The 22,602-nt window shown below is 72.8% G+C and carries 18 protein-coding genes; 8 read left to right on the top strand and 10 right to left on the bottom strand.

Annotated features, from left to right (window positions below; all coding sequences use genetic code 11):
• Positions 1-127 precede the first annotated feature (127 nt).
• Positions 128-610: a hypothetical protein gene (locus ABZ321_RS57370; protein ID WP_354905387.1), complete on the bottom strand. Its 483-nt coding sequence runs from the start codon at positions 608-610 to the stop codon at positions 128-130.
• Between the two features lie 24 nt (positions 611-634).
• The gene (locus tag ABZ321_RS57365; RefSeq protein WP_354905385.1) at positions 635-1,612 is read right to left on the bottom strand and encodes a serine hydrolase; all 978 of its coding nucleotides are present in this window, start codon (positions 1,610-1,612) and stop codon (positions 635-637) included.
• 59 nt (positions 1,613-1,671) lie between these two features.
• On the opposite strand from ABZ321_RS57365, the gene ABZ321_RS57360 reads away from it, so the two are divergent.
• Positions 1,672-2,301: a DUF998 domain-containing protein gene (locus tag ABZ321_RS57360; protein WP_354905382.1), complete on the top strand. Its 630-nt coding sequence runs from the start codon at positions 1,672-1,674 to the stop codon at positions 2,299-2,301.
• A 163-nt stretch (positions 2,302-2,464) separates the two neighbouring features.
• Here ABZ321_RS57360 and ABZ321_RS57355 read toward each other — a convergent pair whose 3' ends face one another.
• From ABZ321_RS57355 to ABZ321_RS57340, 4 genes are all read right to left on the bottom strand, one after another.
• Positions 2,465-6,340, bottom strand: coding sequence for a ThuA domain-containing protein (locus ABZ321_RS57355; protein WP_354905379.1), 3,876 nt, complete (start codon positions 6,338-6,340; stop codon positions 2,465-2,467).
• A 361-nt stretch (positions 6,341-6,701) separates the two neighbouring features.
• Positions 6,702-7,631 (bottom strand): hypothetical protein, encoded by a 930-nt coding sequence (locus tag ABZ321_RS57350; protein WP_354905376.1) that lies wholly within the window; start codon positions 7,629-7,631, stop codon positions 6,702-6,704.
• Positions 7,628-9,586: an amylo-alpha-1,6-glucosidase gene (locus ABZ321_RS57345; protein ID WP_354905374.1), complete on the bottom strand. Its 1,959-nt coding sequence runs from the start codon at positions 9,584-9,586 to the stop codon at positions 7,628-7,630. The genes ABZ321_RS57350 and ABZ321_RS57345 overlap by 4 nt, the downstream gene beginning before the upstream one ends.
• Positions 9,583-12,249 (bottom strand): glucosidase, encoded by a 2,667-nt coding sequence (locus ABZ321_RS57340; protein WP_354905371.1) that lies wholly within the window; start codon positions 12,247-12,249, stop codon positions 9,583-9,585. The genes ABZ321_RS57345 and ABZ321_RS57340 overlap by 4 nt, the downstream gene beginning before the upstream one ends.
• A gap of 112 nt (positions 12,250-12,361) precedes the next feature.
• Between ABZ321_RS57340 and ABZ321_RS57335 the strand changes: the two genes are divergently transcribed.
• From ABZ321_RS57335 to ABZ321_RS57325, 3 genes are all read left to right on the top strand, one after another.
• A complete protein-coding gene (locus tag ABZ321_RS57335) occupies positions 12,362-13,996 on the top strand; it encodes an HDOD domain-containing protein (protein ID WP_354905369.1) in 1,635 nt (544 codons plus the stop codon).
• A 424-nt stretch (positions 13,997-14,420) separates the two neighbouring features.
• Positions 14,421-15,170, top strand: a complete 750-nt coding sequence (locus ABZ321_RS57330) for a tetratricopeptide repeat protein (protein WP_354905366.1) — start codon at positions 14,421-14,423, stop codon at positions 15,168-15,170.
• Positions 15,171-15,630: 460 nt separating this feature from the next.
• Positions 15,631-16,338, top strand: coding sequence for a hypothetical protein (locus ABZ321_RS57325; protein ID WP_344505683.1), 708 nt, complete (start codon positions 15,631-15,633; stop codon positions 16,336-16,338).
• Here ABZ321_RS57325 and ABZ321_RS57320 read toward each other — a convergent pair.
• Entirely contained in the window at positions 16,329-17,726 is a 1,398-nt protein-coding gene (locus tag ABZ321_RS57320) for a trehalose-6-phosphate synthase (protein ID WP_344505684.1), read from the bottom strand. The two genes, ABZ321_RS57325 and ABZ321_RS57320, sit on opposite strands and share 10 nt — an antisense overlap.
• A 158-nt stretch (positions 17,727-17,884) precedes the next feature.
• Here ABZ321_RS57320 and ABZ321_RS57315 point away from each other — a divergent pair, with 158 nt between their 5' ends.
• Positions 17,885-18,895 (top strand): zinc-binding dehydrogenase, encoded by a 1,011-nt coding sequence (locus ABZ321_RS57315; protein WP_354905363.1) that lies wholly within the window; start codon positions 17,885-17,887, stop codon positions 18,893-18,895.
• Between the two features lie 6 nt (positions 18,896-18,901).
• On the opposite strand, the gene ABZ321_RS57310 is transcribed toward ABZ321_RS57315, so the two are convergent.
• A complete protein-coding gene (locus ABZ321_RS57310) occupies positions 18,902-19,567 on the bottom strand; it encodes a DUF4253 domain-containing protein (RefSeq protein ID WP_344505686.1) in 666 nt (221 codons plus the stop codon).
• Positions 19,564-20,223: a DUF4184 family protein gene (locus ABZ321_RS57305; protein WP_354905361.1), complete on the bottom strand. Its 660-nt coding sequence runs from the start codon at positions 20,221-20,223 to the stop codon at positions 19,564-19,566. The genes ABZ321_RS57310 and ABZ321_RS57305 overlap by 4 nt, the downstream gene beginning before the upstream one ends.
• A 71-nt stretch (positions 20,224-20,294) precedes the next feature.
• Here ABZ321_RS57305 and ABZ321_RS57300 point away from each other — a divergent pair, with 71 nt between their 5' ends.
• A complete protein-coding gene (locus ABZ321_RS57300; RefSeq protein WP_354905358.1) occupies positions 20,295-21,029 on the top strand; it encodes a GNAT family N-acetyltransferase in 735 nt (244 codons plus the stop codon).
• Here the strand turns inward: ABZ321_RS57300 and ABZ321_RS57295 are convergent.
• Positions 21,019-21,714, bottom strand: a complete 696-nt coding sequence (locus tag ABZ321_RS57295; RefSeq protein ID WP_354905356.1) for a hypothetical protein — start codon at positions 21,712-21,714, stop codon at positions 21,019-21,021. The genes ABZ321_RS57300 and ABZ321_RS57295 overlap by 11 nt on opposite strands.
• 46 nt (positions 21,715-21,760) lie before the next feature.
• Between ABZ321_RS57295 and ABZ321_RS57290 the strand changes: the two genes are divergently transcribed.
• Both ABZ321_RS57290 and ABZ321_RS57285 read left to right on the top strand, forming a co-directional pair.
• Positions 21,761-22,318, top strand: a complete 558-nt coding sequence (locus tag ABZ321_RS57290) for a sigma-70 family RNA polymerase sigma factor (protein WP_344505690.1) — start codon at positions 21,761-21,763, stop codon at positions 22,316-22,318.
• Positions 22,302-22,562 carry a hypothetical protein gene (locus ABZ321_RS57285; protein WP_354905353.1) on the top strand — a complete coding sequence of 87 codons (261 nt, stop codon included), beginning with the start codon at positions 22,302-22,304 and terminating at the stop codon, positions 22,560-22,562. The genes ABZ321_RS57290 and ABZ321_RS57285 overlap by 17 nt, the downstream gene beginning before the upstream one ends.
• The last annotated feature ends 40 nt before the right edge of the window (positions 22,563-22,602 follow it).

The following is a 22,602-nucleotide window of genomic DNA, read 5'->3' as shown; positions in this document are numbered from 1 at the left end:
TTGGCGGCGGATCGGCTTTCCCTGCCCTGCTCCGCAGGAGTTCCGTTTCCTCCCCGGCCTGAAGGCCGGAGTATCCACGGAAGGAATCCGATGACGAGGTGGTGGCCGTCGATGGTTGCATCGACCGTTACTGGTCGCCGTGCATCACCAGGACGAGAGAAGCCGTCGGCGCCGTCTCGGTCGTCCGCACGCACCACGCGGCGAGCAGTTCCAGGGAGTCGGCGAGCTCCTCGCGGACGTCGTAGGCGTCCTCCAGCGGGTCGCCGTCCGGGTCGATGAACGCGTCGTCGGGCAGCTCCTCCAGCCGCTCCCGCCATCCGCTCGCCTCGAGCTCGGTGGTGAGCACCGCCGGCGGCAGCTCCGTCACCACCGGCCACGCCGGACCGCCGACGTTGGACGTCCCCCAGAGCTGCGCGAGGGCGGGCAGGCCCAGCGCGTCGAGGACCGGCCGCCAGTCGAGGAACATGGTTTCCTGCAGCCAGATGGTGCGCTGCTCGTACACCGGGACCCCGATGGAAACGACGACCTCTGCGAGCGAGGCGCCCGTGCCGCCCTCGGCCGCCAACCGGTCCATGGCGACGGCGAACCCGCGCACCTCACGCTCCGACACAACCTGAACGATAGCGTCCGGGCGTCACGCCGGCGCGGGCAGGAGGACCTGGTCCAGCAGATTGAACGGGGTCCGCCACTGCTCGGGGTGGTCGTAGTTGCCGGCGGTGACCGCCACGACGAGGTCCAGCTCCGGCACCACCGCGAGGCGCTGCCCGCCGTTGCCCGCGGCCTGCGCCACCGCGCGGCCGGCGACGGACTCGAGGTACCACTGGTAGCCGTACCCGGCGCCCCAGTCGGTAGTGCACCGCGGCTCCAGCATCGCGCGGATCCACGCCCCGGGCACGACCTGCTTGCCGTCATGCGTTCCCTGGTGCAGGACGACCTCGCCGATCCTGGCCAGGTCGCGCGGCGCGAGCCGCAGCCCCGACGCCGCCGACGCGACCCCGTCCAGGCCTTCGATCCACTCGAACCGCTCGATGCCCAGCGGCTCGAACAGCCTGGCCCGCGCGTACTCCGGCAGCGGCCGGCCGGTCCCGTCGGCGATCAGCCGGCCGAGCAGGGCGCTCGCGCCGCCGCAGTACGCCCACCTGGTGCCGGGCGGCTCCTGGATCGGCCGCTCCAGCACGTACCGGTACCGGTCCGGCGCCAGCTCCATCGCGATCTCGGCGTTGGCCGGACTGTCGTACGGGATGTCCTCCCGCCACTCGAGCCCGAGCGTCATCGTCAGCGCGTGGCCCACCGTGAGCCGCGCCCGCTCCGGGTCGGCGCCGAGATCCCCGTACTCCGGGAACTGCCGCAGCAGCGGCGCGTCAGGCTCGGGCACGCACCCCTCCCCGAGCGCGATCCCGTACAACAGCGCCGTCACGCTCTTCGTCACCGACCGCAGGTCGTGCAGCGTGTCCGGCCCGAACTCGACCACCCCGAGCGACCGGTTCCAGCTCCGGTCCGCCCCTCGCCCGTAGTACTCCAGGACAGTCTCACCGCCGCGCACCGCCACGACCCCGTGCAACCCGTCCAGCTGCCCAGCCTTCAGCGCCTCGTCCAGCGTCACCATGCGCACAGGCTTAGCACCCCCAGGCCCCACATTTCGACCCCGCGGCCCGTGGCAGGCTGGAGGGGATGAAATCGGTCGGGGCGTTCTCAGGGCTGGGTGTGCTGTGCGTCGCGGCGTCGGTCGTGTTGTACGGGCTGCTGCACGTGCTGCCGCCGTCGGCGGGGCTGGACTGGACGAGCCGCACGATCAGCCAGTACGCGCTGCTGTCCAACGGCTGGGTGTTCGACGTGGCGACGCTGCTGCTCGCGGCCGGATCGGTCGCGGTCGTGGTGGCGCTGCGGCGGGCCGGGCTGGTGCGCCGGGGCGCCACGGTGGCGCTGCTGCTGTGGGTGGTGGGGCTGGTCGGCGTGGTCTGGTTCGAGAAGCACAACTGGGCGTCGGGGCCGTCGCTGAGCGGTGACGTGCACCGCGCGGCGAGCCTGGTCGCGTTCCTCAGCCTGCCGGCCGGCGCGCTCCTCGCGGCGGCGCCCTGGCTGCGCGACACCGCGGCGCGCCTTGTCGCGCTCGGCGGGGTGGTGTCGCTGCTGTGTTTCTCGCCCATCCTCTGGGCGCTGGTGTCCGAGTCGTGGACCGGCGTGCGCTGGTGGCGGGCGATCCCCCTCGGCGGCGTGGAGCGCGCGCTCGGCCTCGCCGAGGTCGCGACCGTCCTGCTCCTGGCCTGGTGGGCGGGGCGCGCCACCCGTCAACGGGAGTGAGACCCGCTACCCATCTCGTTCAGTCTGGCGCGGTCGGCGGCTGAACGTCGTCGGGTATGGCGGGGGCGCCGGTTCCAGTCGTTGACGCTGCGCCGACCCGGATCTGCATAGCGGGCGCGGGGACCGCCGACGATCCCCGCGCCCGGTTGTGCCGTTCATACCGCTAGCTGGCGTACACCTCGAACTCCAGCAGCGAGTAGCCCCACGCCGTGGCGCGGGTGGTGCCGTTGATGCGCACGTAGCGACCCGTGGCGGCGAGGCCGGTGTTGTCGTCGACGCCACCGTCGCCGCCGGTCACGGAGCGCACCGTCGTCCAGTTCGTCCCGTCGGCCGAGGTCTGGATCTGGTACGCGGACCCGTACGCGGCCTCCCAGGTGAGCTTCACCCGGCCGATCGCGTACGACTGGCCGAGGTCGACCCGGATCCACTGCGGGTCCGCGAAGGCACTCGACCAGCGGGTGGTCAGCGAGCCGTCGACGGCCGCCGATGCCGGGGTCCCGGCGTTCTCGACGCTGGACGCCGTCGCCGGCTTGTTCAGCGCGAGGTTGGTGGCGGGCGGCTGGGTGACCGTCCCGCCGTACACCTCGAACTCGAACAGCGAGTAGCCGTAGGCCGTGCCGCGCGCGGTGCCGTTGATGCGCACGTAGCGGCCCGTGCCGGTGAGGCCGGTGTTGTCGTCGACGCCACCGTTCTCGCCGGTCACCGTCTTGATGGTGGTCCAGGTCGTGCCGTCGGCGGACGTCTGGATCTGGTACGCCGAGCCGTATGCCGCCTCCCAGGTGAGCTTCACCCGGTTGATGGAGTACGACTGGCCGAGGTCGACCCGGATCCACTGCGGGTCGGAGAAGGCGCTCGCCCACCGCGTCGTCTGCGAGCCGTCGACGGCCGCCGACGCCGGGGTGCCGGCGTTCTCCACGCTGGACGCCGTCACCGGCTTGTTCAGCGCCAGGTTCGACGACGGCGGCTGGGTCGTGCCAGAGGTGAACGTGAAGTCGTCGATGTCGAACAACGACCCCGCGCCGCCGGTGAACACCAGGTACAGCGCAGATGTGCCGGACGGTGGGCTGATCGTCCCGGTGACGTCGACCCAGGTCTCCCAGCCGCCGGTCGGGGCGACCTGCACGGTGCCGGCCACCGGGCCGGTCGGCGAGCCGGTCCGCACGGTGATGGTGCCGCCGGTGCCGGCCGAGGCGACCCGCGCCTTTAAGGTGTTGGCGCCGGCCAGGTTGTAGGTGTTGAAGGAGATCCAGTCGCCGTTCTCGATGTAGCCGACGGCGTTGCCGCCGTGCGCGCTGGCCTTGGCGGCGAGCTGGACGCCGTTCATCGTGTTGTAGTGCTCGGCCTGCCGGGTCCGTGGCTGCAGCTGGTGCTGGTCCTGGACCGCGGTGCCGCTGACCGGCGTGTACACGGCGGCCATGACCCCGAAGATGTTCGAGCTGGGGTCGTGCTCACCGTCCACTGTGGTCTGGATCGACCCGGTGCAGCCGTTCTTGCTGGTGATCGGGTGACCGTGACTGTCGTGGCCCAGGACGTAGTTGACCACGACCCGGTTGCAGTCGATGGTGCCGGCGTTGGGATCGGTGACCCTCACCTCGAACGGCACCAGGTCGCCGAACTGGAACAGCGAGCCGTCGGCCGGGGTGATGAGCTGGATCGTCGGCCGGCCGACCCCGACGACGACACTGGCCGTCGCGGTCCTGCCGCCGGTGTCCCGCACCGTCAGCGTCGCGGTGTACTCGCCGTTCGTGGGGTACGTGAACGTCGGGTTGGCCGCGGTGGAGTCGGTGCTGCCGTTGGTGGTGAAGTCCCAGGCGTACGTGATCGCGTCGCCGTCCGGGTCGTTGCTGCCGGCCGAGCTGAACTGCACGGTCAGCGGCGCCGCCCCAGAGGACGGGGTCGCCGCGGCCTGGGCGATCGGTGCCCGGTTGCCGCCGCTGTTGTACTCGATGCGGTAGAGCGCCGAGTTGGCGTCGCCGCCGAACCAGGTGGTGCCGTAGTCGAGCACGTACAGTGCGCCGTCCGGCCCGAACTCCATGTCCATGATGGCGGTGCCGGTCCACGGGATCTGGGTGATCGCGCCGGCCGTGCCGTTGGCGTTGATGGCGGCCGCCTTGATCCAGCGGCTGGTGAACTCACCGAGGAAGACCTGGCCGTTGTACTGGGCCGGGAACTTCACGTCGGAGACCAGGTTCGGGTTGAAGTTGTAGACCGGGCCGGCCATGGGGCCGCCGCCGCCCAGCTCCGGCCGCCACGGGCCCTGTCCGCCGTACGGCAGCCAGGCGGCCTGCGACGCCGGCAGGGTGGTGATGCCGGTGTTGTTCCGCGAGTTGTTCGTCGGCCCGCCGGCGCAGTTGTACGGCCCGGACGACGGCCCAGTGGGGAACGTGTACTCCTGGTACGGGGTGTTGTAGTTGGAGCAGTACGGCCAGCCGAAGAAGCCCGGCTGGGTGATCCGCTCGAACGAGACCGTTCCCGCCGGCCCGCGGTTCGGGTCGGCGGAGCCCGCGTCGGGGCCGTAGTCGCCGAGGTAGACGACCCCGGTGGCCTTGTCGACGCTCATCCGGAACGGGTTGCGGAAGCCCATGGCGTACACCTCGGGCTTGGTGTTCGGCGTGCCCGGGGCGAACATGTTGCCGGCCGGGATGGTGTACCCGCCCGTGGCGCCCGGCTTGATCCGCAGCACCTTGCCGCGCAGGTCGTTGCTGTTGCCCGAGGTGCGCTGCGCGTCGTAGGCGGGGTTGCGGTCGGCCCGCTCGTCCAGCGGCGCGTAGCCACCGGAGTCGAACGGGTTGCTGTCGTCGCCGGTGGACAGGTACAGGTTGCCCGCGGCGTCGAAGTCGATGTCACCGCCGACGTGGCAGCACAGCCCACGGCTGGTCGGCACGTCGAGGATCGTCACCTGCGAGTTCGGGTCGATCGTGTAGTCGTCCCGCACGGTGAACCGGGCCAGCTTGTTGGAGCCGTTGAACGGCGCGAACTGCGCCGCCGTGCCGGTGGACGGGGCGTCGCCGGCCGGGGTGCTGAGCGGTGGCGCGTAGTAGACGTACACCCACTTGTTGGTGGCGAAGTTCGGGTCCGCCTTGATGCTCTGCAGACCCTCCTCGTCGTGGGTGTAGACCTGCAGCGTCAGGGCGACCTTCGTGTTGCCGTTGACGTCGGTGTACCGGATGACGCCGTCGCGCGCGGTGTGCAGCACGCCCCGGTTCGGCAGGACGGTGAGGCCCATCGGCTCGCCGGTCTCCGCCACGCCCTTGGCCAGGTTCACCTGGCTGAACGTGCCGACGGCGGACTGCACCGAGCAGTTGCCGATGTTCTGCGCGGCGTACTTGATGCCGCCGAGCAGGTGGGTGCGGAAGTTCGCCTCGGTGTAGCTCTCCTGGGTGTGGCCGAGGCCGGTGTACCAGGAGCGGCCGCCGTCATAGGCGCGGCACCACGAGATCGGGTGGTCGCCGTTCATCGTGCCGCCGGTGTACGTGGCCTCGTTGAGGTTGGCCAGGACGTGCACCTGCGAGCGCGGGTTGGTGCGGTAGTTGTACAGCTCGTCGGTGCGGTTCCAGTTCGCCGGGATGCCGGCGTTGGACGGGTGCGCGGTGTCCTCGATGCGCACTGTCACCGGCTGGATCGCCGGGTGGCTGGAGAAGTAGGCGCCGACGAGGTTGCCGTACCAGGCCCAGTCGTACTCGGTGTCGGCCGCCGCGTGCACGCCGACGTAACCGCCGCCGGCGCGGACGTACCGCTCGAACGCGGCCTGCTGGTTGGCGTCGAGCACGTCGCCGGTGGTCGACAGCCAGATGACCGCCTTGAAGCGGGCCAGGTTCGTGTCGTTGAACTGCGTCGCGTCCTCGGTCGCCTCGACCGTGAAGTTGTTCTGCGTGCCCAGTTGCTGGATCGCGGTGATCCCGGCGGGGATCGCGTCGTGCCGGAACCCCGCGGTCTTGCTGAAGATCAGCACCGAGAAGTCGGCCGCGAATGCCGGGGCGATGTTGAAGCCTGCCGCGGCGAGCACGAGGGCGACGCAGAGCAGCACTCTGCGGAACATGATCGGTTGCACCTCTCCTACGAAGAAAGCAGCGAACGACGTGCGCCGATCACGTCCGATCCCTGATAGGGCTTCCGGTTTGCGGGCACGGTGAAGTGCCGCCCGCTCCGGCGGGTGGATGGGGGTGTCACACGGGCGTCGATGCCACGCGAAGGGGCCGCACACCATGCGCCTCGCCGAAGGTCGGACGGTGCCGCGGTGATGTCCGTCGCCATTGGCGGTGGCGATCGGACCTGTTGGGGGCGGGGGTTACTCCTTCCACCCCGGCGGGCGCCCCAGAGAGCGCTCTCTCACCGAGGTGCCGATCAGTTAAGCAGACTCGCCACCCCCTGGCAACGGTTCTGCATAGACCACCGTTTATTCAGCCGGCGACCTGCGCCGGTGGCGCCGGGATGACCCGCAATGACCAGGTCATCGAGAACCATCCCTTGTCCTCGTCGGCGACCGCGAGCCGGGTCCCGTCGGCGTTGAACGCCACGCCCAGGAAGCGCCCCCGGGCGATCCGCTCGAACCGGCCGTCCTTCACCAGCCACACGCCCGCCTTGCCGTTGGCCTCTCCGGCGAGCACGATCCGGTCACCGTGCACGGTCAACGCCGAGGGCGCCTGTACGGCCCGGGCCACCGTCCGCGCCGGCCCGCGCCCGACCCGCCGGCACACGGAGTAGACGGGGAAGACGGACTCCGGCCCCGGCGCGTCGGTGCCGCACCGGGTGGTCAGGTAGACCAGCGAGCCGTCGGCGGCCACGTCGCCGAGCATCGCGTCGGGCTCGCCCAGACACGTCGACGGCAGCGCCCCCGCCGGAAGGTTCTGCGGGCAGGAGGACGTCGGGTAGTACACCGTGCCCTCGCCGCCCGACCAGGCGACGCCACCGGAGTGCCCGACCTTGCCGACGACGGTCGACCGCCCGGTGTCGGCGTCCCATCGCACGACCGCCGCGGAGGCGTCGGCGCCAGTACCCCGGCAGGACATGACCAGCCCGAGCTCGTGACCGCTGACGGCCAGGACCTTCCGCAACCGGGACTTCAGCCCGCGCGGGTCCGGGCAGTCCGGGTGCTCGACCGTCACCTGTTCCGGACGGCCGCCGTCGCGGACCCGCATCAACCGCGGCGGGGTGTCGGAGCCGTCCTCGCGCTGCGCGAGGTAGTAGACCGTCTCGCCCACCCAGACCGGGCTGGAGTACTGATCCGCGTCCGACGAGACCAGCTCCTGCCCCCGCCCACCCGCACAACCGGCGGCGGTCGCGAGCCCGAGGACCGCGACCGCCGCGACGATGCGTCTGAGGATCGTCACCGGCCCACCCAGGTACCGCCTTCCAGGGCGCGGGCGCGTAGGAACTCGGCGACCGACCAGGCCTGGAACGGGCAGCCGGTGGCGGCGTGCGGCGCGTCGCCGTCGGCGGTCTCCGACACCGAGCCCAGGCCCCACTCACTGAGGTGCAGCTCCAGGCCGTCCAGGACGCCGGTGGTGTCGGCGCCGGCACGGCGGGCGGCGTCGACGAACGGGCCGATCAGCCACGGCCAGACGGTGCCCTGGTGGTAGGCGCGGTCGCGGTCCGGCGGGCCGCCGCGGTGCCGGCCGTGGTAGCCCGGGGAGCCCGGGGCGAGCGACCGCGGGCCGATCGACGTCAGCAGCGTCGCCCGGCACAGCTCCACGATGTCCGGATCCGCCGCCGGTACGTGCGGCAGCCCCACCGCGAGGAGCTGGTTGGGCCGGATGGATGGGTCGTTGCCGGCCGGACCGTCGACCACGTCGTACAGGCCGAGCCCGTCGGGGCGGGTGAAGCGGTGCTCGAACGACGCGGCGGCCCGCGACGCCGCCGTGGACCAGTCGTGCCCGCGGCCGATCCGGTCGAAGAGGGCGGCGGTGCTCGCCAGGCCGTTCACCCACAGGGCGTTGATCTCGACCGCCTTGCCCTGGCGCTCGGTGACCGGGACGCCGTCGACGCGGGCGTCCATCCAGGTGAGCGCGAACCCCGGCTTGCCCTGCATGAGCAGGCCGTCGGCGGGGTCGGCGGCGATGCCGAACCGGGTGCCGCGGCGGTGCAGGTCCAGCACCTCGTCCATGGCGCCGGCGAGGGCGGCCACGGTGTCCAGGTCGCCGGTGACCTCGGCGTACCTGTCGATGGCGCGCAGGAACCACAGGGCCGCGTCGGCGGTGTTGTATTCGAGGGTGCCGGTGTCGGCGGTGTTGGCGAGCATGCCGTCGGACACGGTCGCGCCGGCGCGGAGCAGGACGCGGCGCGCCTGCTCGTGGCGGCCGGTGGTGAGGAACAGCCCCTCGAACGACGTCATCAGGTCGCGGGACCACTCGCCGAACCACGGGTAGCCGGCGACGGCCGACGGGCCCGTCGGCGTCTCGATGACGAACTGGTCGGCGGCGATCGCCAGCTGCCGCCCGACGGCGTCGCCCCCGCCCAGCGCGACGGCACGGCGCCGGGCCGCGGCGACGATCTCCATCGCCGACGGCGTCTCGCCGTCGATGAACGCGGCCGGCATCCCACCGGCGAAGGTGGTCGGCACCGCGCCGGCGGCCGGCTCCCCGGTCGCGAACGCGGTCACGGACGCGGTCTCGCCGGGTGCGAGCGTGGCGGTGAAGCGGCCGGCGGCCCACAGGTCCTCGTCCGGGTTCAGCCCGCGGGCGGCCTCCTCGCGGGCGTGGACGCCGCGGTACCACTCGCCGCCGGGCCGCCACGACGGGCCGGCGACCCGGTACACGCCCTCGAACTCGAACCCGCCGGCGACCGGCGTGACCTGCGGGTCGCCCCACGCGTGGCGCTCGCCGTGCGCGTCCCGCCAGGTGCACAGCGGGGTGAGCTCGAGCTCGACCGGGCGCGGGGCGCGCAGGACGCGGAACACGACACCGACCGCGGACCGGCCGTGCGCCATCGCGATCTCCCGCTCCAGGACCACGTCGCCGAGGTCCCAGCGCCAGCACGGCACACCGTCGACGAGCCGGAACTCGGCGAGGTGCGTGTGGCCGGCGGGGTCGACGGCGCCGCCGGCCCACTCGTCGATGGCGAGCCGGAAGACCCGCTCGCCGGCCCGCACGACCGGGTCGAGCGCGGCGAGGCCGAGGCTCCGGGAGGCGGCGCCGGGCGCCGCGACCACGAGCAGGCCGTGGTAGCGGCGGGTGCGCAGGCCGGCGACGGTGCCCATCGCGTAGCCGCCGAGGCCGTCGGTGACCAGCCACTCGCGGCTGGCCGCCGCGTCGAGATCGCCGCACACCTGGCGGCCGAACCTGATCATGAGCGGACCTCCGCCTGGTGCGCCGTCGGGCGCGCGATCATCTCCGCCAGCAGGCCGGTCCAGCCGGTCTGGTGGGTGGCGCCGAGCCCGGCGCCGTTGTCGGCGTGGAAGTACTCGTAGAACAGCAGGTTGTCGCGCCAGTGCGGGTCGTGCTGGAACTGGTCGATCCAGCCGAACGCCGGTCTGCGGCCGTCGGGGCCCCGCCGGTACAGCGCCAGCATCCGCTGACGGAGGTCCTCGGCGATCTCACCGGCCGTGCACTGCCGCCCCGACCCGGTCGGGTATTCCATCTTCACGGCGTCGCCGAGGTTGGCGTGGTAGTCCTCCAGGGTGCGCAGGACGAGGTAGTTGAGCGGCATCCACAGCGGCCCGCGCCAGTTGGAGTTGCCGCCGAACATGCCGGTGCTCGACTCGGCGGGCTCGTAGCCGACGGTCGCGGTCCAGCCGGGCAGCTCGACGCTGAACGGATGGTCGGCGTGCCACTTGGACAGCGCCCGCAGCCCGTACGGCGACAGGAAGCTCTGCTCGTCGAACAGGTGCGGCAGGATGCGCCGGGTCCGGCCGTGCGCCGCGACCCCGACGCCGACCATGCCGTCGGTCCCCGGCACCACCTGGTGCTCGGGCATCGCGGCGAAGCTCTTGGACAGCCGGCGGACGCGGGCGAAGTCCTCCTTCGGCAGCGCCTTCGTGGCGAACAGCGGGATGACGCCGACCATCGACCGGACCCGCAGCGGCTCGCTGCTGCCGTCGGGGCGGCGCAGCATGTCGTAGTAGAAGCCGTCCTGCTCGTCCCACAGGTCGTTGTCGTGCATCGCCTCGGAGATCAGCGCGAAGTGTTCGAGGAACTTCACGACGAGGTCGTCGAACGCCGGGTTCTGCGCGGCCAGCTCGCGGGCCATCTCCAGCAGGTTCAGGCAGTAGAACGCCATCCACGCCGTCGCGTCGGACTGCTCCAGCCGGTACCCCGGCGGCAGATGCGAACGGTCGATCGGGCCGATGTTGTCCAGCCCCAGGAACCCGCCCTCGAACAGGTTCCGCCCCTCCTCGTCCTCGCGGTTGACCCACCAGGTGAAGTTCAGCACCAGCTTCGAGAAGACGCGGGTCAGGAACTCCAGGTCGCGCCGGCCGTCGATGTTGTACACCTGCAGGGCCGCCCACGCCTGCACCGGCGGGTTGAGGTCCTCGAACGCCCACTCGTACGCGGGGATCGCGCCGTTGGGGTGCTGGAACCACTCCCTGCACAGCAGCAGCAGCTGGTACTTGGCGAACTCCGGGTCGAGGTGCGCGAGCGCCACCGCGTGGAACGCCGAGTCCCACGCGGCGAACCACGGGTACTCCCACGGGTCGGGCATCGACATGATGTCGGACGCGTCCAGGTGCCGCCAGCCGGCGTTGCGGCCGTGCTGCCGGCCCGGGGGTGGCGGCGGCTGCCCTGGGTCGCCGCTGAGCCACTTCGCCACGTCGTAGTTGTAGAACTGCTTGCCCCAGATCATCCCCGCGAAGCCCTGCCGCATGATCATCGCGTCTTCGTCGCTGGTGCCGGCGGGGGCGAGCTCGGCGTAGAAGGTGTCGGCCTCCTGCTTGCGCTGGTGGAGGACCTGGTCGAACGCCGGCCCGAACGCGTCCGGGGCGGCGTTCGGCGCGAGCCGCAGCGACAGCTCGACCGTCTCGCCCGGCGCGACCGTCACCTGATACCAGAACGCGGCCTTCGTGCCCTCGTGCGCGGGGTTGACGGTGGCGGCGCCGTGCACGACGTGGTCGTTGATGCCGTCCTTGGGGAACGCCGCGCCGGACGGCACGCCGTAGAGCCGCTCCGTGTTGGTGTCGTTGTCGCAGTACAGCTGCCGCGGCATCGACCCGTCAGGACCGGGTGCTGCCTGGAGCACCATCGACCCCATGCCGATCGTGTCGCCGCCCGCCGTGGCCAGCCGCGGCTTCTCGCCGCCCTCCTCCCACGACCACGTGTTGCGGAACCAGACGGTCGGCAGCACGTGCAGCGTCTCCGTCTCCGGCCCCGGGTTGGTGATCCGCACGCGGATCCGCATGTCGTCGGGGTCGGCCTTGGCGTAGTCGGCCTCGACGATCCAGAACCGGTTCTCGTCGAAGATGCCCGTGTCGAGCAGCTCGAACTCCGGATCCTCCCGCGACCGGCGCTGGTTCTCGCTGACCAGCTGCTCGTACGGGAACTGCCGCTGCGGGTAGTGGTACCGCCAGCGCAGCCACGAGTGGCTCGGCACCGCGTCGAGGTACCACCAGTACTCCTTGGCGTCCTCGCCGTGGTTGCCCTCGTTGCCCGTGAGCCCGAAGATGCGTTCCTTCAGGATCGGGTCGCGCCCGTTCCACAGTCCGAGGGCGAAGCACAGGCGCTGCTCCACGTCGCAGATGCCGCCCAGGCCGTCCTCGCTCCACCTGTACGCCCTGGACCGCGCGTGGTCGTGCGGGAACGCCTCCCATGCGGTGCCGTCGCCGCTGTAGTCCTCGCGGACGGTGCCCCAGGCCCGCTCGCTGAGGTACGGTCCCCACCGGTACCAAGGATTGGCGTGCTCCTTCAGGGCGGCCGGTGCCCGCCCGGCGCCGGCTGAGGTCTGGCCGGGGGTGTGATCGGGGTTGTGATCGGGGGTTTGATCGGGGGGTGCCATCCGCTCCCGCTCCGGATTGCTCATGCTGCCAGGACACCACCGGCACCACGGGGGTGGCGTCACCTCCCGCGCGCGACCGGATCCACATTCCTCCGTTTTGCGGTAATCAGGGGGATTTCCGGGCGAAGATGACGGGGTGAGCCAGCCTGACGACGAGCAGCATGTGGTCCACGTCGGCCGGCAGCCGATCTACGACCGCGACGGCGCCGTGGTCGCGCACGAGTTGCTGTTCCGCGCCGGCGCGACCGCCGCGACCGCCTCCCGCCGCGACGCGCACGCCACCGCCAGGGTGCTGGTCGCGGCGTTCACGGAGTTCGGCCTCGACGAGGTCTCCGGCGGGCAGGTCTGCTTCATCAACCTGACCCGGGACTTCCTCACCGGTCACCTGCCGCTGCCGTTCGACTGCAGCCAGGCCGTCCTCGAGGTGCTCGAGACCACCGACGTCGACGAGGAGGTCCTGGCCGGCGTCACCGCCCTGCACGAGCAGGGGTACACCATCGCCCTCGACGACTTCGTCTTCGGCACCAGCCACGAACGCCTCCTCGACGTCGCCACCTACGTGAAGATCGACATGCTGGACACCGACGAGGCCACCATCCGCACGACCGTCGTCAACTGCCGCATGCACGCCCACCTGCAGCTCATCGCCGAGCGGCTCGAAACCCCCGAGGCCCTGGACCTGGCGATGTCCCTGGGCTTCGAGTTCTTCCAGGGCCACGTCCTGGGCCGCCCGCACGTCAGCTCCACCGTCGCGCTCGCCCCGTCCCGCCTCACCCGCCTGCGCATCATGGCCGCCCTCAGCACCGACGACGTCGACGTCGACTCGCTCGTCCCCCTCATCGGCCAGGACGCCGGCCTGAGCCTGCGCCTGCTCCGGGCCACCAACGCCGCGTCCTTCGGCCTCAACCGCACCGTCTCCTCCATCCGCGACGCGGTCGTGGCCCTCGGCCTGACCCGCCTGCGCCAGTGGGTCACCCTGATGGTTGTCGCCGACATCACCGAGGCCGACCCCGAGCAGCTGAGCCACCTGCTGATCCGCGCCCGCTGCTGCCAGCTCCTCGCCGAGGCCGCCTCCCTCCCGGGCGAGCCCGCGTACATCGGCGGCCTCCTGTCCGCCGTCGCCGACCTGTTCAACGAACCCACCACCCGCGTCCTCAACGGCGTCCCGCTCGACCCGTCCCTCACCGCCGCCCTCCTCACCGGCGCCGGCCCCCTTGGCCAGGTCCTCACCACCGTCCGCGCCTACACAACCCCCTCCCCCTCCGACCTGTCGGACGTGCCCACCCCCCGCCGCCACACTGGGAGCACGGAACCCGTTGGAAGCACTGAACCCGCCGGGAGCGCCGGACCCGCCGGGAGCGCCGGACTCACTGAGGGTGCCGGACTCACTGAGGGTGCCGGGCTCGCTGAGGGTGCCGGGCTCGCTGGGAGTGCCGGGCTCGCTGGGAGTGCCGGGCTCGCCGGGAGTGCCGGGCTCGCCGGACCAGGCAAGTCCGCCGGACCTGCTGAACCTGTTGGACCCGCCGGACCGCACGGCCTTGCTGGAAGCGCAGGCACAGCTGGAAGCGCCGGACCCACGCCTGAACCCGCCGAGTCCGCTCACCTGACCGGAACCGCCCCGCCGGTCGCCACAGACGACCCCGCCGCGCTCGCGTCCTTCTACCTCGCCGCGGTCCGCTGGACGAACACCACCCTCAGCGAACTCGCCAACGAATTCCGCCACCCCCAACCCGCCAACCGCACCACCGCCCCAGTCCCCCAGAACCGCTGACCTCCGCCCGCGACAACGCCCCACCCACCGTCTACCCAGCCACAGCCCCGCCGCACCACCTTCGGCTCCGTCGCGCGACAACCGCACAACGCCCGGCACAGCAACACCCAGACGCAGCACCACCACACCCAGCCGCAGCGCCGGCGCATCAACTCGGAGGCGGCGCACGACAACCGCGCAGTGCTCGGCACCGCCGCACCCGGCCGTAGCACCGCCGCACCGGGCCGTAGCACCGCCGCACCGGGCCGCGGCGCCGGCGCATCGGCTCGGATGCGGCGCGCGGCGACCGTGCGGTGTTCGGCACGGCTGCACCCAGTTGCTGGACGGCCGCAGCGTTGGGGCGCAGTCCCGAGGCGGCGCGGGGCAACGGTGCGGCGGTTGGCGGAGATGCTGGCGGTGGCGGGGGTGCGCGACGATGGCTGGTGTGAGCCGAAGCTCTTGGCGCCGCTGGCTGCGACCCGACCGCGCCGCTGCTGCTGCCGACCAGCCGCCCACCGACCCGGGTGAGGCCGAAGCGTGGCACCGGCGAGCCGTCGCCGCCGACCCTGGGCGCACGCTGTCGATGGTGAAGCTTGCCGACCTGCTGCGGAAGCGTGGTGACACGGCCGAGGCCGAGTTCTGGTACAAACGCGCCGCTGACGCTGGTGATCCCTTCGCCATGAGCACCCTTGGCGATCTCCACCTGAACCGCGGGGACCAGGCCGGTGCCGAGACCTGGTTTCGCCGCGCCTCCGGCACCGGCTACGTCGTCGCCATCTGCAACCTCGGCGACCTCTACCGGGCCCGCGATGACCCGGCCGAGGCGGAGGCCTGGTACCGGCGCGCCGGCGACGACGAATACGCGATGAGCCGCCTCGGCAGCCTCTTCGTCCACCTCGGTGACGCCGGCCAGGCTGAGACATGGTTCCGCCGCGCGGCGGGGGCCGGCAGCACCTACGCGATGGACAGCCTCGGCGGGCTCCTCCGCGACCGTGGCGCCGTCGACGAGGCCGAGCGCTGGCTCCGCCGGGGCGCCGAGGCGGGCAACGACTTCGCCATGTGCAGCCTGGGCGAACTCCTCCGCGACCGCGGTGCCGTCGACGAGGCCGAGCGCTGGCTCCGCCGGGCGGCCAACGCCGGTAACTCCCGTGCCATGTCCGCCCTCGGTGACCTCCTCGCGGACGGCCAGGCATGACCGCATGACTGCCACGTCGGGCACCGCTGCCGGACGAGCGGCACCCACGGGTCCAGCGGGAACCGGACCGGACCCCACGGCCGCCGGACGCACCGCGGACCACGGCGGCGACGCGGGCTCGCCGGCCAGCACCCGGGCGTTGCGCAGGCGGGTCAGCTTCGCCGCGTGGCGGGCCCGCAGCCCGTGCGCGCGGGCCTCGGCGAACTCCGCCCTGACCCGGCGCCTCTCCTCACGCCGGCGCTCCCACGCAGCGGCCGACGCCGCGAGACGCGCCTGCGAGTCGATCGAGCCAGGGACCGTGGACCGGCCGGAATCTGGGGCTGACAAAGAAAAGTAGGGTCGTGGCACGTGCCGCCTCCCCCCGGTAGGCGCTGCCCCACCATTCTCCCAACGCCCCAAACCCCCGTCCAGCCCACGCCCGCCACATAACCCACCGCTGCCCCAACCGTTACACTCCGGCGTGCTTGCAGGGTTCGACGCGGTCGCCGCGATGGGTGATGGAGCCAGCGACGCCGGAAAGGCGTGGGTGTTCGTGCGGCGGTTCGTCGAGGGGTGGGCCGCGCCGCTCGAAGACCGTGACGGGGTGAGCAGGGAGGCGCTCGGGGCGGCCGGCGTGCCGCTGCCGCAGGTGTTGGGCGAGATGTACCGGCTGATCGGGCGGCGCGACGATCTGACCCGCAGGCAGGACTTCCTGTTACGGCCCGGCGAGTGCCACTGGGACGAGACCGGAGAGGTGCTGATCTTCCGGCGGGAGAACCAGTCCTGCGCGCACTGGGGCATCCGCCGCGACGATCTCCGGCGGGCGGACCCGCCGGTCGTCTATCAAACAGGCCCGACAGATCGGGCGTGGCTGCCGTTCCTGGACCGCGTGTCGCTCGCCGCGGTCGAGATGGTGCTGAGCGAGTCGCTGTTCGGCACGAAGCACATCCTCAACGCCGGTGACCTGACCGCCGACGTGCTGGCGGGCGTCCTGACGCGGCTGCGCCCGCTGCCGTTCCCCGAGTATCCGATGTGGGCCGGCGAAACCGTGTCGCCTGTGCGCTGGTACGCGGCGCCGGGGCTGCTGGTGCGCATCGACGGGCCGGCTCCGCGGGCGTGGCTCTGGGCGGCCGGGCAGCGGGAAGGAGACCTAGGCCTGGTCAGCGGGGTGCTGCCGGGCTACTGGTGAACGGGGACGCCGAGGGCGTCCAGGAACTCGCGGGCCCACTGGTCGACGTCGTGGGACTGGATGCGGGCGCGCATGGTGCGCATGCGGGTGGTGCGGTCGGCGGGTGGGGAGGCCAGGGCGGCGAGGATGGCGCGCTTCAGGTCCTCGACGTCGTGCGGGTTGGTCAGGAACGCCTCGTCGAGCTCGGCGGCGGCGCCGGTGAACTCGCTGAGGACCAGGGCGCCGAGGGCGTCGCGGCGGGCGGCGACGAACTCCTTCGCGACGAGGTTCATGCCGTCGCGGAGCGGGGTGACGAGCATGACGTCGGTGGCGAGGTACAGGGCGACCAGCTCCTCGCGGGACCGGTTCTGGAACAGGTAGTGCACGGGCATCGTCCCGACCTCGCCGAACTCGCCGTTGATCCGGCCGACCTCGCGCTCGACCCGTTCGCGCAGCTGCTGGTACTGCGCGACCCTCATGCGGCTCGGGGTGGCGACCTGGACGAGGACCACCTCGTCGCTGGACACCGCGCCCTCGGACAGCAGCTCACCGAACGCCTCGACGCGCTGCTCGATGCCCTTCGTGTAGTCGAGGCGGTCGACGCCGAGCAGCATCCGCCGGTCGCCGCCCAGCTCGGAGCGCAGCCGGCCGGCCGCCTCCTGCACCTCGGGCGACGCGGCGAGCCGGTCGATCTCCGTGATGTCGATGGAGATGGGAAACGCGCGTGCCACGACGGTGCGGTCCTCGTACACCACGGAATCACCCGACGGGCGGAGGCCGAGCAGCCGGTCGGTGAGCTGCAGGAAGTTCTGCGCGGCGAGGGGGCGCTGAAACCCGACCAGGTCGGCACCCAGCAGGCCGCGCAGCAGCTCGGCCCGCCGCGGCAGCTGCATGAAGAGCTCCACCGGCGGAAACGGGATGTGCAGGAAGAACCCGATCCGCAGGTCCGGACGCAGTCGCCGCAGCATCGCCGGCACGAGCAGCAGCTGGTAATCGTGCACCCACACGCTGGCGCCTTCCGCCGCGACGTCCGCCGCGGCGTGCGCGAAGCGCCGGTTGACCTCCTCATACGCCTGCCGCCAGTCCCGGCGGTACACCGGCTGCTCCACGAGGTCGTGGAAGAGCGGCCAGACCGTCGAGTTGGACTGGCCCTCGTAGTAGCGGTCGACGTCCTCGGCGCTCAGCGGCACCGGGCGCAGGTGGATGCCGTCGATCTGGACGGGCCCGGTGTCGTCGTCGGGGGCGCCGGTCCAGCCGACCCATGCGCCGCCGGAGCTGCGCACGATCGGCTCGAGGGCGCTCACCAGCCCACCGGGGCTACGCGTCCACTGGGTCTCGCCGTGCTCGTCGGTGGTGCGGTCGACGGGTAGCCGGTTCGCCACGACGACGAACGAGTATCCGTCAGCCATACCCCTCGGTTTACCGCACGGGCCGCACCGGAAACCGGGAAGCCCGGAATTTCCCGCCGCCGCTGTACCAGTAAAGCGCGGCGGCACCGCTACAGGACCGCTACAGGACCGCTCGAGGTGCCTTTCCGCGACGGCGAGGCAAGCGTACGGTGGCCGGCGTGCCCGCCGTCGAGATCGTCCTGCCCGGTCCCGTCGAGCCCGAAGGCATGCTGGTGCGCCGGAGGCCGGTGCCCGTGCCGGCGCCGCACGAGGCGCTCGTCGAGGTCGAGGCGAGCGGCATGTCCTTCGACGACATGCTGATGCGGCGCGGCACCTGCCTGGACCGCCGCGCCTACCCGATGGTGCCGGGCCGCGACCTGGCCGGCGTCGTCACCGCGACCGGCGACGCGGCCGACCCGCGGCTCGTCGGCCGGCGCGTCGCCGCCGTCGTGCCGGGCGGCGCCTGGGCCACCCACGTGACCGTGGACGCCGGCGCGCTCACGCCCGTGCCGGAGCCGCTCGGCGCCGTCGACGCGGTGGCGCTCGCCTATCCCGGCCTGCTCGCCCGGTTCATGCTGCATGAGGTCGCCCGGGTCCAGCCCGGTCAGGTGGTCGTGGTGCCGGGCGCGCCGGGCTGGGTCGGCACGACGCTCGTGCAGCTCGCGCGGCAGGCCGGTGTGCGGGTCATCGGCGTGTCCAGCACCCGCCAGCTCGCCGAGACCACGGACCTGGACTTCGAGCCGGTCGACCACTGGACCGAGGACGTCTCCGCCCGGGTACGGCAGCTCGCGCCGGACGGCGTCGACGCGGTGTTCGACTCGATCGGCGGGCCGAACCTGGCGGAGTCGTGGGACCAGCTCGGCCCCGCCGGGATCCTGGTGTCGTACGGGCACAACTTCACCCGCGACGCGACCGGTGACCCCGCGGACCGGCATGCCGCGCTGACCGCGCGGTTCGACGCGTGGGCCGCGGCGTCGCCCGGGCGCCGGGCCACCACCGCCGACCTGTTCGCCGCGGGCCCGCCCGACCCGGCGTGGGCCGGCACCGTCCTCAGTGGACTGTTCGGGTCCGCCGCCGAGGGCCGGTTGCGCCCGTACGTCGCGGCGACGTTCCCGCTGGCGGAGGCCCCGGCCGCGCTGCGCGAGCTCGAGACCGGCGGCCAGGTCGGCCGGGTCGTCCTGACCGCGTAGCCGGGCTCAGTCCCACCAGGCGCGCCACACCGTCGCGTGGCTGAGGCTGACGGCCAGGTCGGTCAGCGTGTCCGCGCCGTAGTAGTCGTACTCGCCGTCGTTGTACACCCGGTACTCCGCGGCGAGCCGCAGCGCGCCGGCCCGGTCCCGCGGCGGCCATTTCACGGTGAACTCGGCGGTCGTGTCGGTCATCGCGACGAGCTCGGCGCCGTACCGGGCGTGGAAGTGCTTCAGGATCGCCGCGTGCTCCGCCGGTGTCGGGTACTCGTTCCACCCGCCGCAGTGCAGCGCGAGCGGCACCTGCCACGGCGCCGCGACGGGCACCAGCGCGACGAACACCTCCTCGGCGTACTCGGAGACGCCGAACCCCGGCAGCTCCGGCCGCGGCCGCCACTCACCCTCGCCGCGCAGCTCGGCGCGGAGCGTGTCGGCGTAGTCGCCGCCGTACCGGGCGAGCCGCCCCTCGAACCACCCCGCGAGGAGCGCCGCGCCGTCGTACCGCAGGGCCGCCTCCTCCTCCGGCGTCCGAATCCGGAACGGCGTCAACTCGTCTGGCGTCTCCGGCGTCATCAGCACCGGCCACAGCCCGGTCCCGCGGTGCTGCGCCCGCAGCCGCCACCACCATTCGAGTGAGTCCTCGCCGGGCACCAGGAACCCCCGCACAGCCGTCATGATCGGGACGATACCGCCCACGACGCGGCGAGCAGTCCCGCGGCCACCGCGCACAACAGCCTGGCGCCGGTGGTGTGCAGCAGCGACGCCCCGGGCAGGAGCGGCGTGAGCGCGGCCAGCGGCAGCGTCACCGCGCAGGCCACCGTCCAGAACAGCGGCGGCCGCCGGCGGCGCGGCGGCGGGTCGCCGTGCCAGCGTCGCAGCAACCGGCCGCGGCGGATCCACCCGACCGTCGCGGCCAGGCCGAGCGCGCCCAGCACGTGCATCACGTACTCCGACCAGGGGACCGCGAGCTCGAGCCGGTCGAGCGCCAGGTGGCTCGCCGCGCCGAGCAGCGCCGACGACACGGTGACCGGCCGGCCCGGCCGGTGCGGTCCGAGCACCCCGTAGTCGCCGGACCCCGGCAGGTGCGCGGCGAGCACCGGCGCCGCCCGCCGGATCAGCCACGCGGCCGCCACGGCGACCGGCAGGCACCACGCGACGAGCCCGGGCAGCTGGTGCGACAGGGGCCAGACCGGCAGCCCGGAGCCGTCCAGCACGTACGCGAGGTCCGGCGCCACCGACCCGGTGACGAGCGCGACCCCGTCGAACCAGCGCGGCCGCCACACCTTCAACGGCAGCACGGCGGCGGGGTGGGTGGGAAACGTCAGGGGCACCAGCGCGACGGTAACGGCGGCCGGTGGGGGCCGGGCGCCGGAACCGTGAAGATTCGGCAAGGATGGGGACCATGACGACGATCGAGGAGGCGCCGCTGCGGCAGGCGCGCAACTCCGCCGCCTTCTGGGCCGCGACCGGCCGGGCCCGCGGGCACGAGGTGGTCCGCCGCCCCGGGTACCTCGCCGTCGTGGGCGACGCGCGGGCGGGCGTGCGGGTGCTGATCCAGCGGGCCGGGCTCGACGCCGGTGAGGTCGCCGAGATCACCGACCTGGCGGCGCGGGCTGCCGGGCCGGTGGACGTCGAGGACCCGTTCAGCGCCACGGACCTGACCCACCTCGGCATGCGCACCTGGCAGATGCCGGTCATGCTGCGCCGGCCGGGACCGGTGGACGGGCCCGCCATGGAGGTCATCCGCGCGCGGGACGAGGAGGACCTGCACGCGGCCGAGCGGGCCGTGATCGAGGGCTTCGAGCTCAGCCGCTTCGAGCCGTACCGTGGCGGCGAACTCTTCCCGAGCGCCCTGATCGAGCAGCCCGGGGTGGACGTCTTCGTCGCGCGCCTCGACGGGGAGGTCGCCGGCGCGTGCGTCACCGTCCTGGACGACGGGCTCGGCAGCCACTACTGGGTCGGGACCCCACCGAAGTTCCGCTCCCGCGGCGTGGGGCGGGCCGTCATGCTCGGCTCCCTCGCCCACCTCACCGGGGTGCCGGTCACGCTGACCGCGTCACGCCTGGGCCGCCCGCTGTACGAGTCGCTCGGCTTCACGGTGACGTCCCCGTCCACCTGGTGGTCCTCTACGCCGTGACCGAGAGGTACCACCACGTCGCGGCCTCGTCGTCCATCGCGAGCACCTGCTCGTCGGTCGGGCGGTGCCCGTCGGGCAGCGGCACCGACATCGCCCCGGTCCGCACCACGATCTCCCGCAGCCGCCCCACCTGGTCGGCGACGTCCGCGGTCACCTCGCCGCCGACGAGGATGTGCGGGCCCAGGGTGTACCAGAGTGCGATGAGCCGCACGTCGCCGGCGTGCTCGGCGGCCTCGGCGACGGCCAGGACGGCGTCGACCAGTAGCACCGGCCGCGGTGGGACGGCGTCGGCGCCGGTCAGCTCGCCGGCGTCGACCATCCGCCGCCACAGGGCGGTGCCGGCGTCGCAGTACAGCAGCGGCGGCTCGACGTAGCCGTCCTCCAACTCCGACTCGTAACCGTCGAAGTCCTCGGCCTCTTCGTCGAACGTCCGCAGGGCCGTGAACTCCGTCAACCCGTCGAAGTACCCGCGTCGCCGCGCGTAGTCGGGGTGCCGGGCGACCGGGAACCCGTACACGAACCGCCGCCGCCGCAACAGGTCGATGTCGCGGAAATGCGTGACCGCCCCGTCGAACTGCCGCCCGAACGCGAGCAGCACCGCGAACCAGTCGCGTGGCCGGTCGTCGTCCGCGCGGTGGTGCGCGTCGAGGAGCCGCACCGAGTCCCACACCATGTCGTCGAACACCCGCGCAACGGTGTCACATCCGCGGGCCCGGCGGTGCTCAATAGGTGTGCAGGAAGAAGTCAGGCTGGTCTGGCCCGTCGCCGCGGCCCGCCCGGCCGAACGGAAGGACGCCGTGCGGACCGACCTCGAGCAGGTGTTCCGAGCCTCGTATCCCCGCGTCGTGGCCGTCGCCGCCCGCGTGCTCGGATCCCGGGACCAGGCAGAGGACGTGGCGCAGGAGGTGTTCCTGTCGTTCGGTCGCTCGTCGGTGCCGGCGGCGGAGGCACCCGGCTGGCTGTCGGTCGCCGCGGCGCACACCGCCCTCAACCAGCTGCGGTCCGGGCGGCGCCGGGCGTCCCGGGAGGAGGCGGCCGGCGGCGCCGACACCGTCGCACCCGACGTCGCCGACGCGGTCGTCACGCGCGACGAGCACCGCCGGGTCCGTGCCGCGCTCGCCGGGCTGCCCCGCCGGCAGGCCGTCGCCCTGGTCCTGCGGCACAGCGGCCTCAGCTACGCCGAGGTGGCCGCCGCCCTCGATCTCTCCCCCGGCAGCGTCGGCACGATCGTGCGCCGCGCCGAGTCCGCTCTACGCAAGGAGTTGAACCGTCATGCGCCATCCGAATGACGGCACGCTGCGCCGGCTGCTGGACGAACCGGAAGGCGTCGCCGACACCGATCGTGAGCACGTCGCCGGCTGCCCCGTGTGCCTGTCCGGGCTCGCCGCCGCCGGGGAGGACGCGGCGTTCGCGGGCGCGGCGCTGCACATCGGCACCGACCCGGACGTCGACGCCGGCTGGCGCCGCCTGACCGCCGCCGGCGAACCACGCCGGGTGCCGGCCACCGCCCGCGGCCCCCGACCAGATCCTTGACAACATCAGCGTCTACTGGCACACCCGGACTGGCGCCTCG

The organism is Dactylosporangium sp. NPDC006015 (assembly GCF_040614215.1).
Lineage (GTDB): Bacteria > Actinomycetota > Actinomycetes > Mycobacteriales > Micromonosporaceae > Dactylosporangium > Dactylosporangium maewongense.
This window is presented reverse-complemented; position numbering and strand designations above follow the sequence as displayed.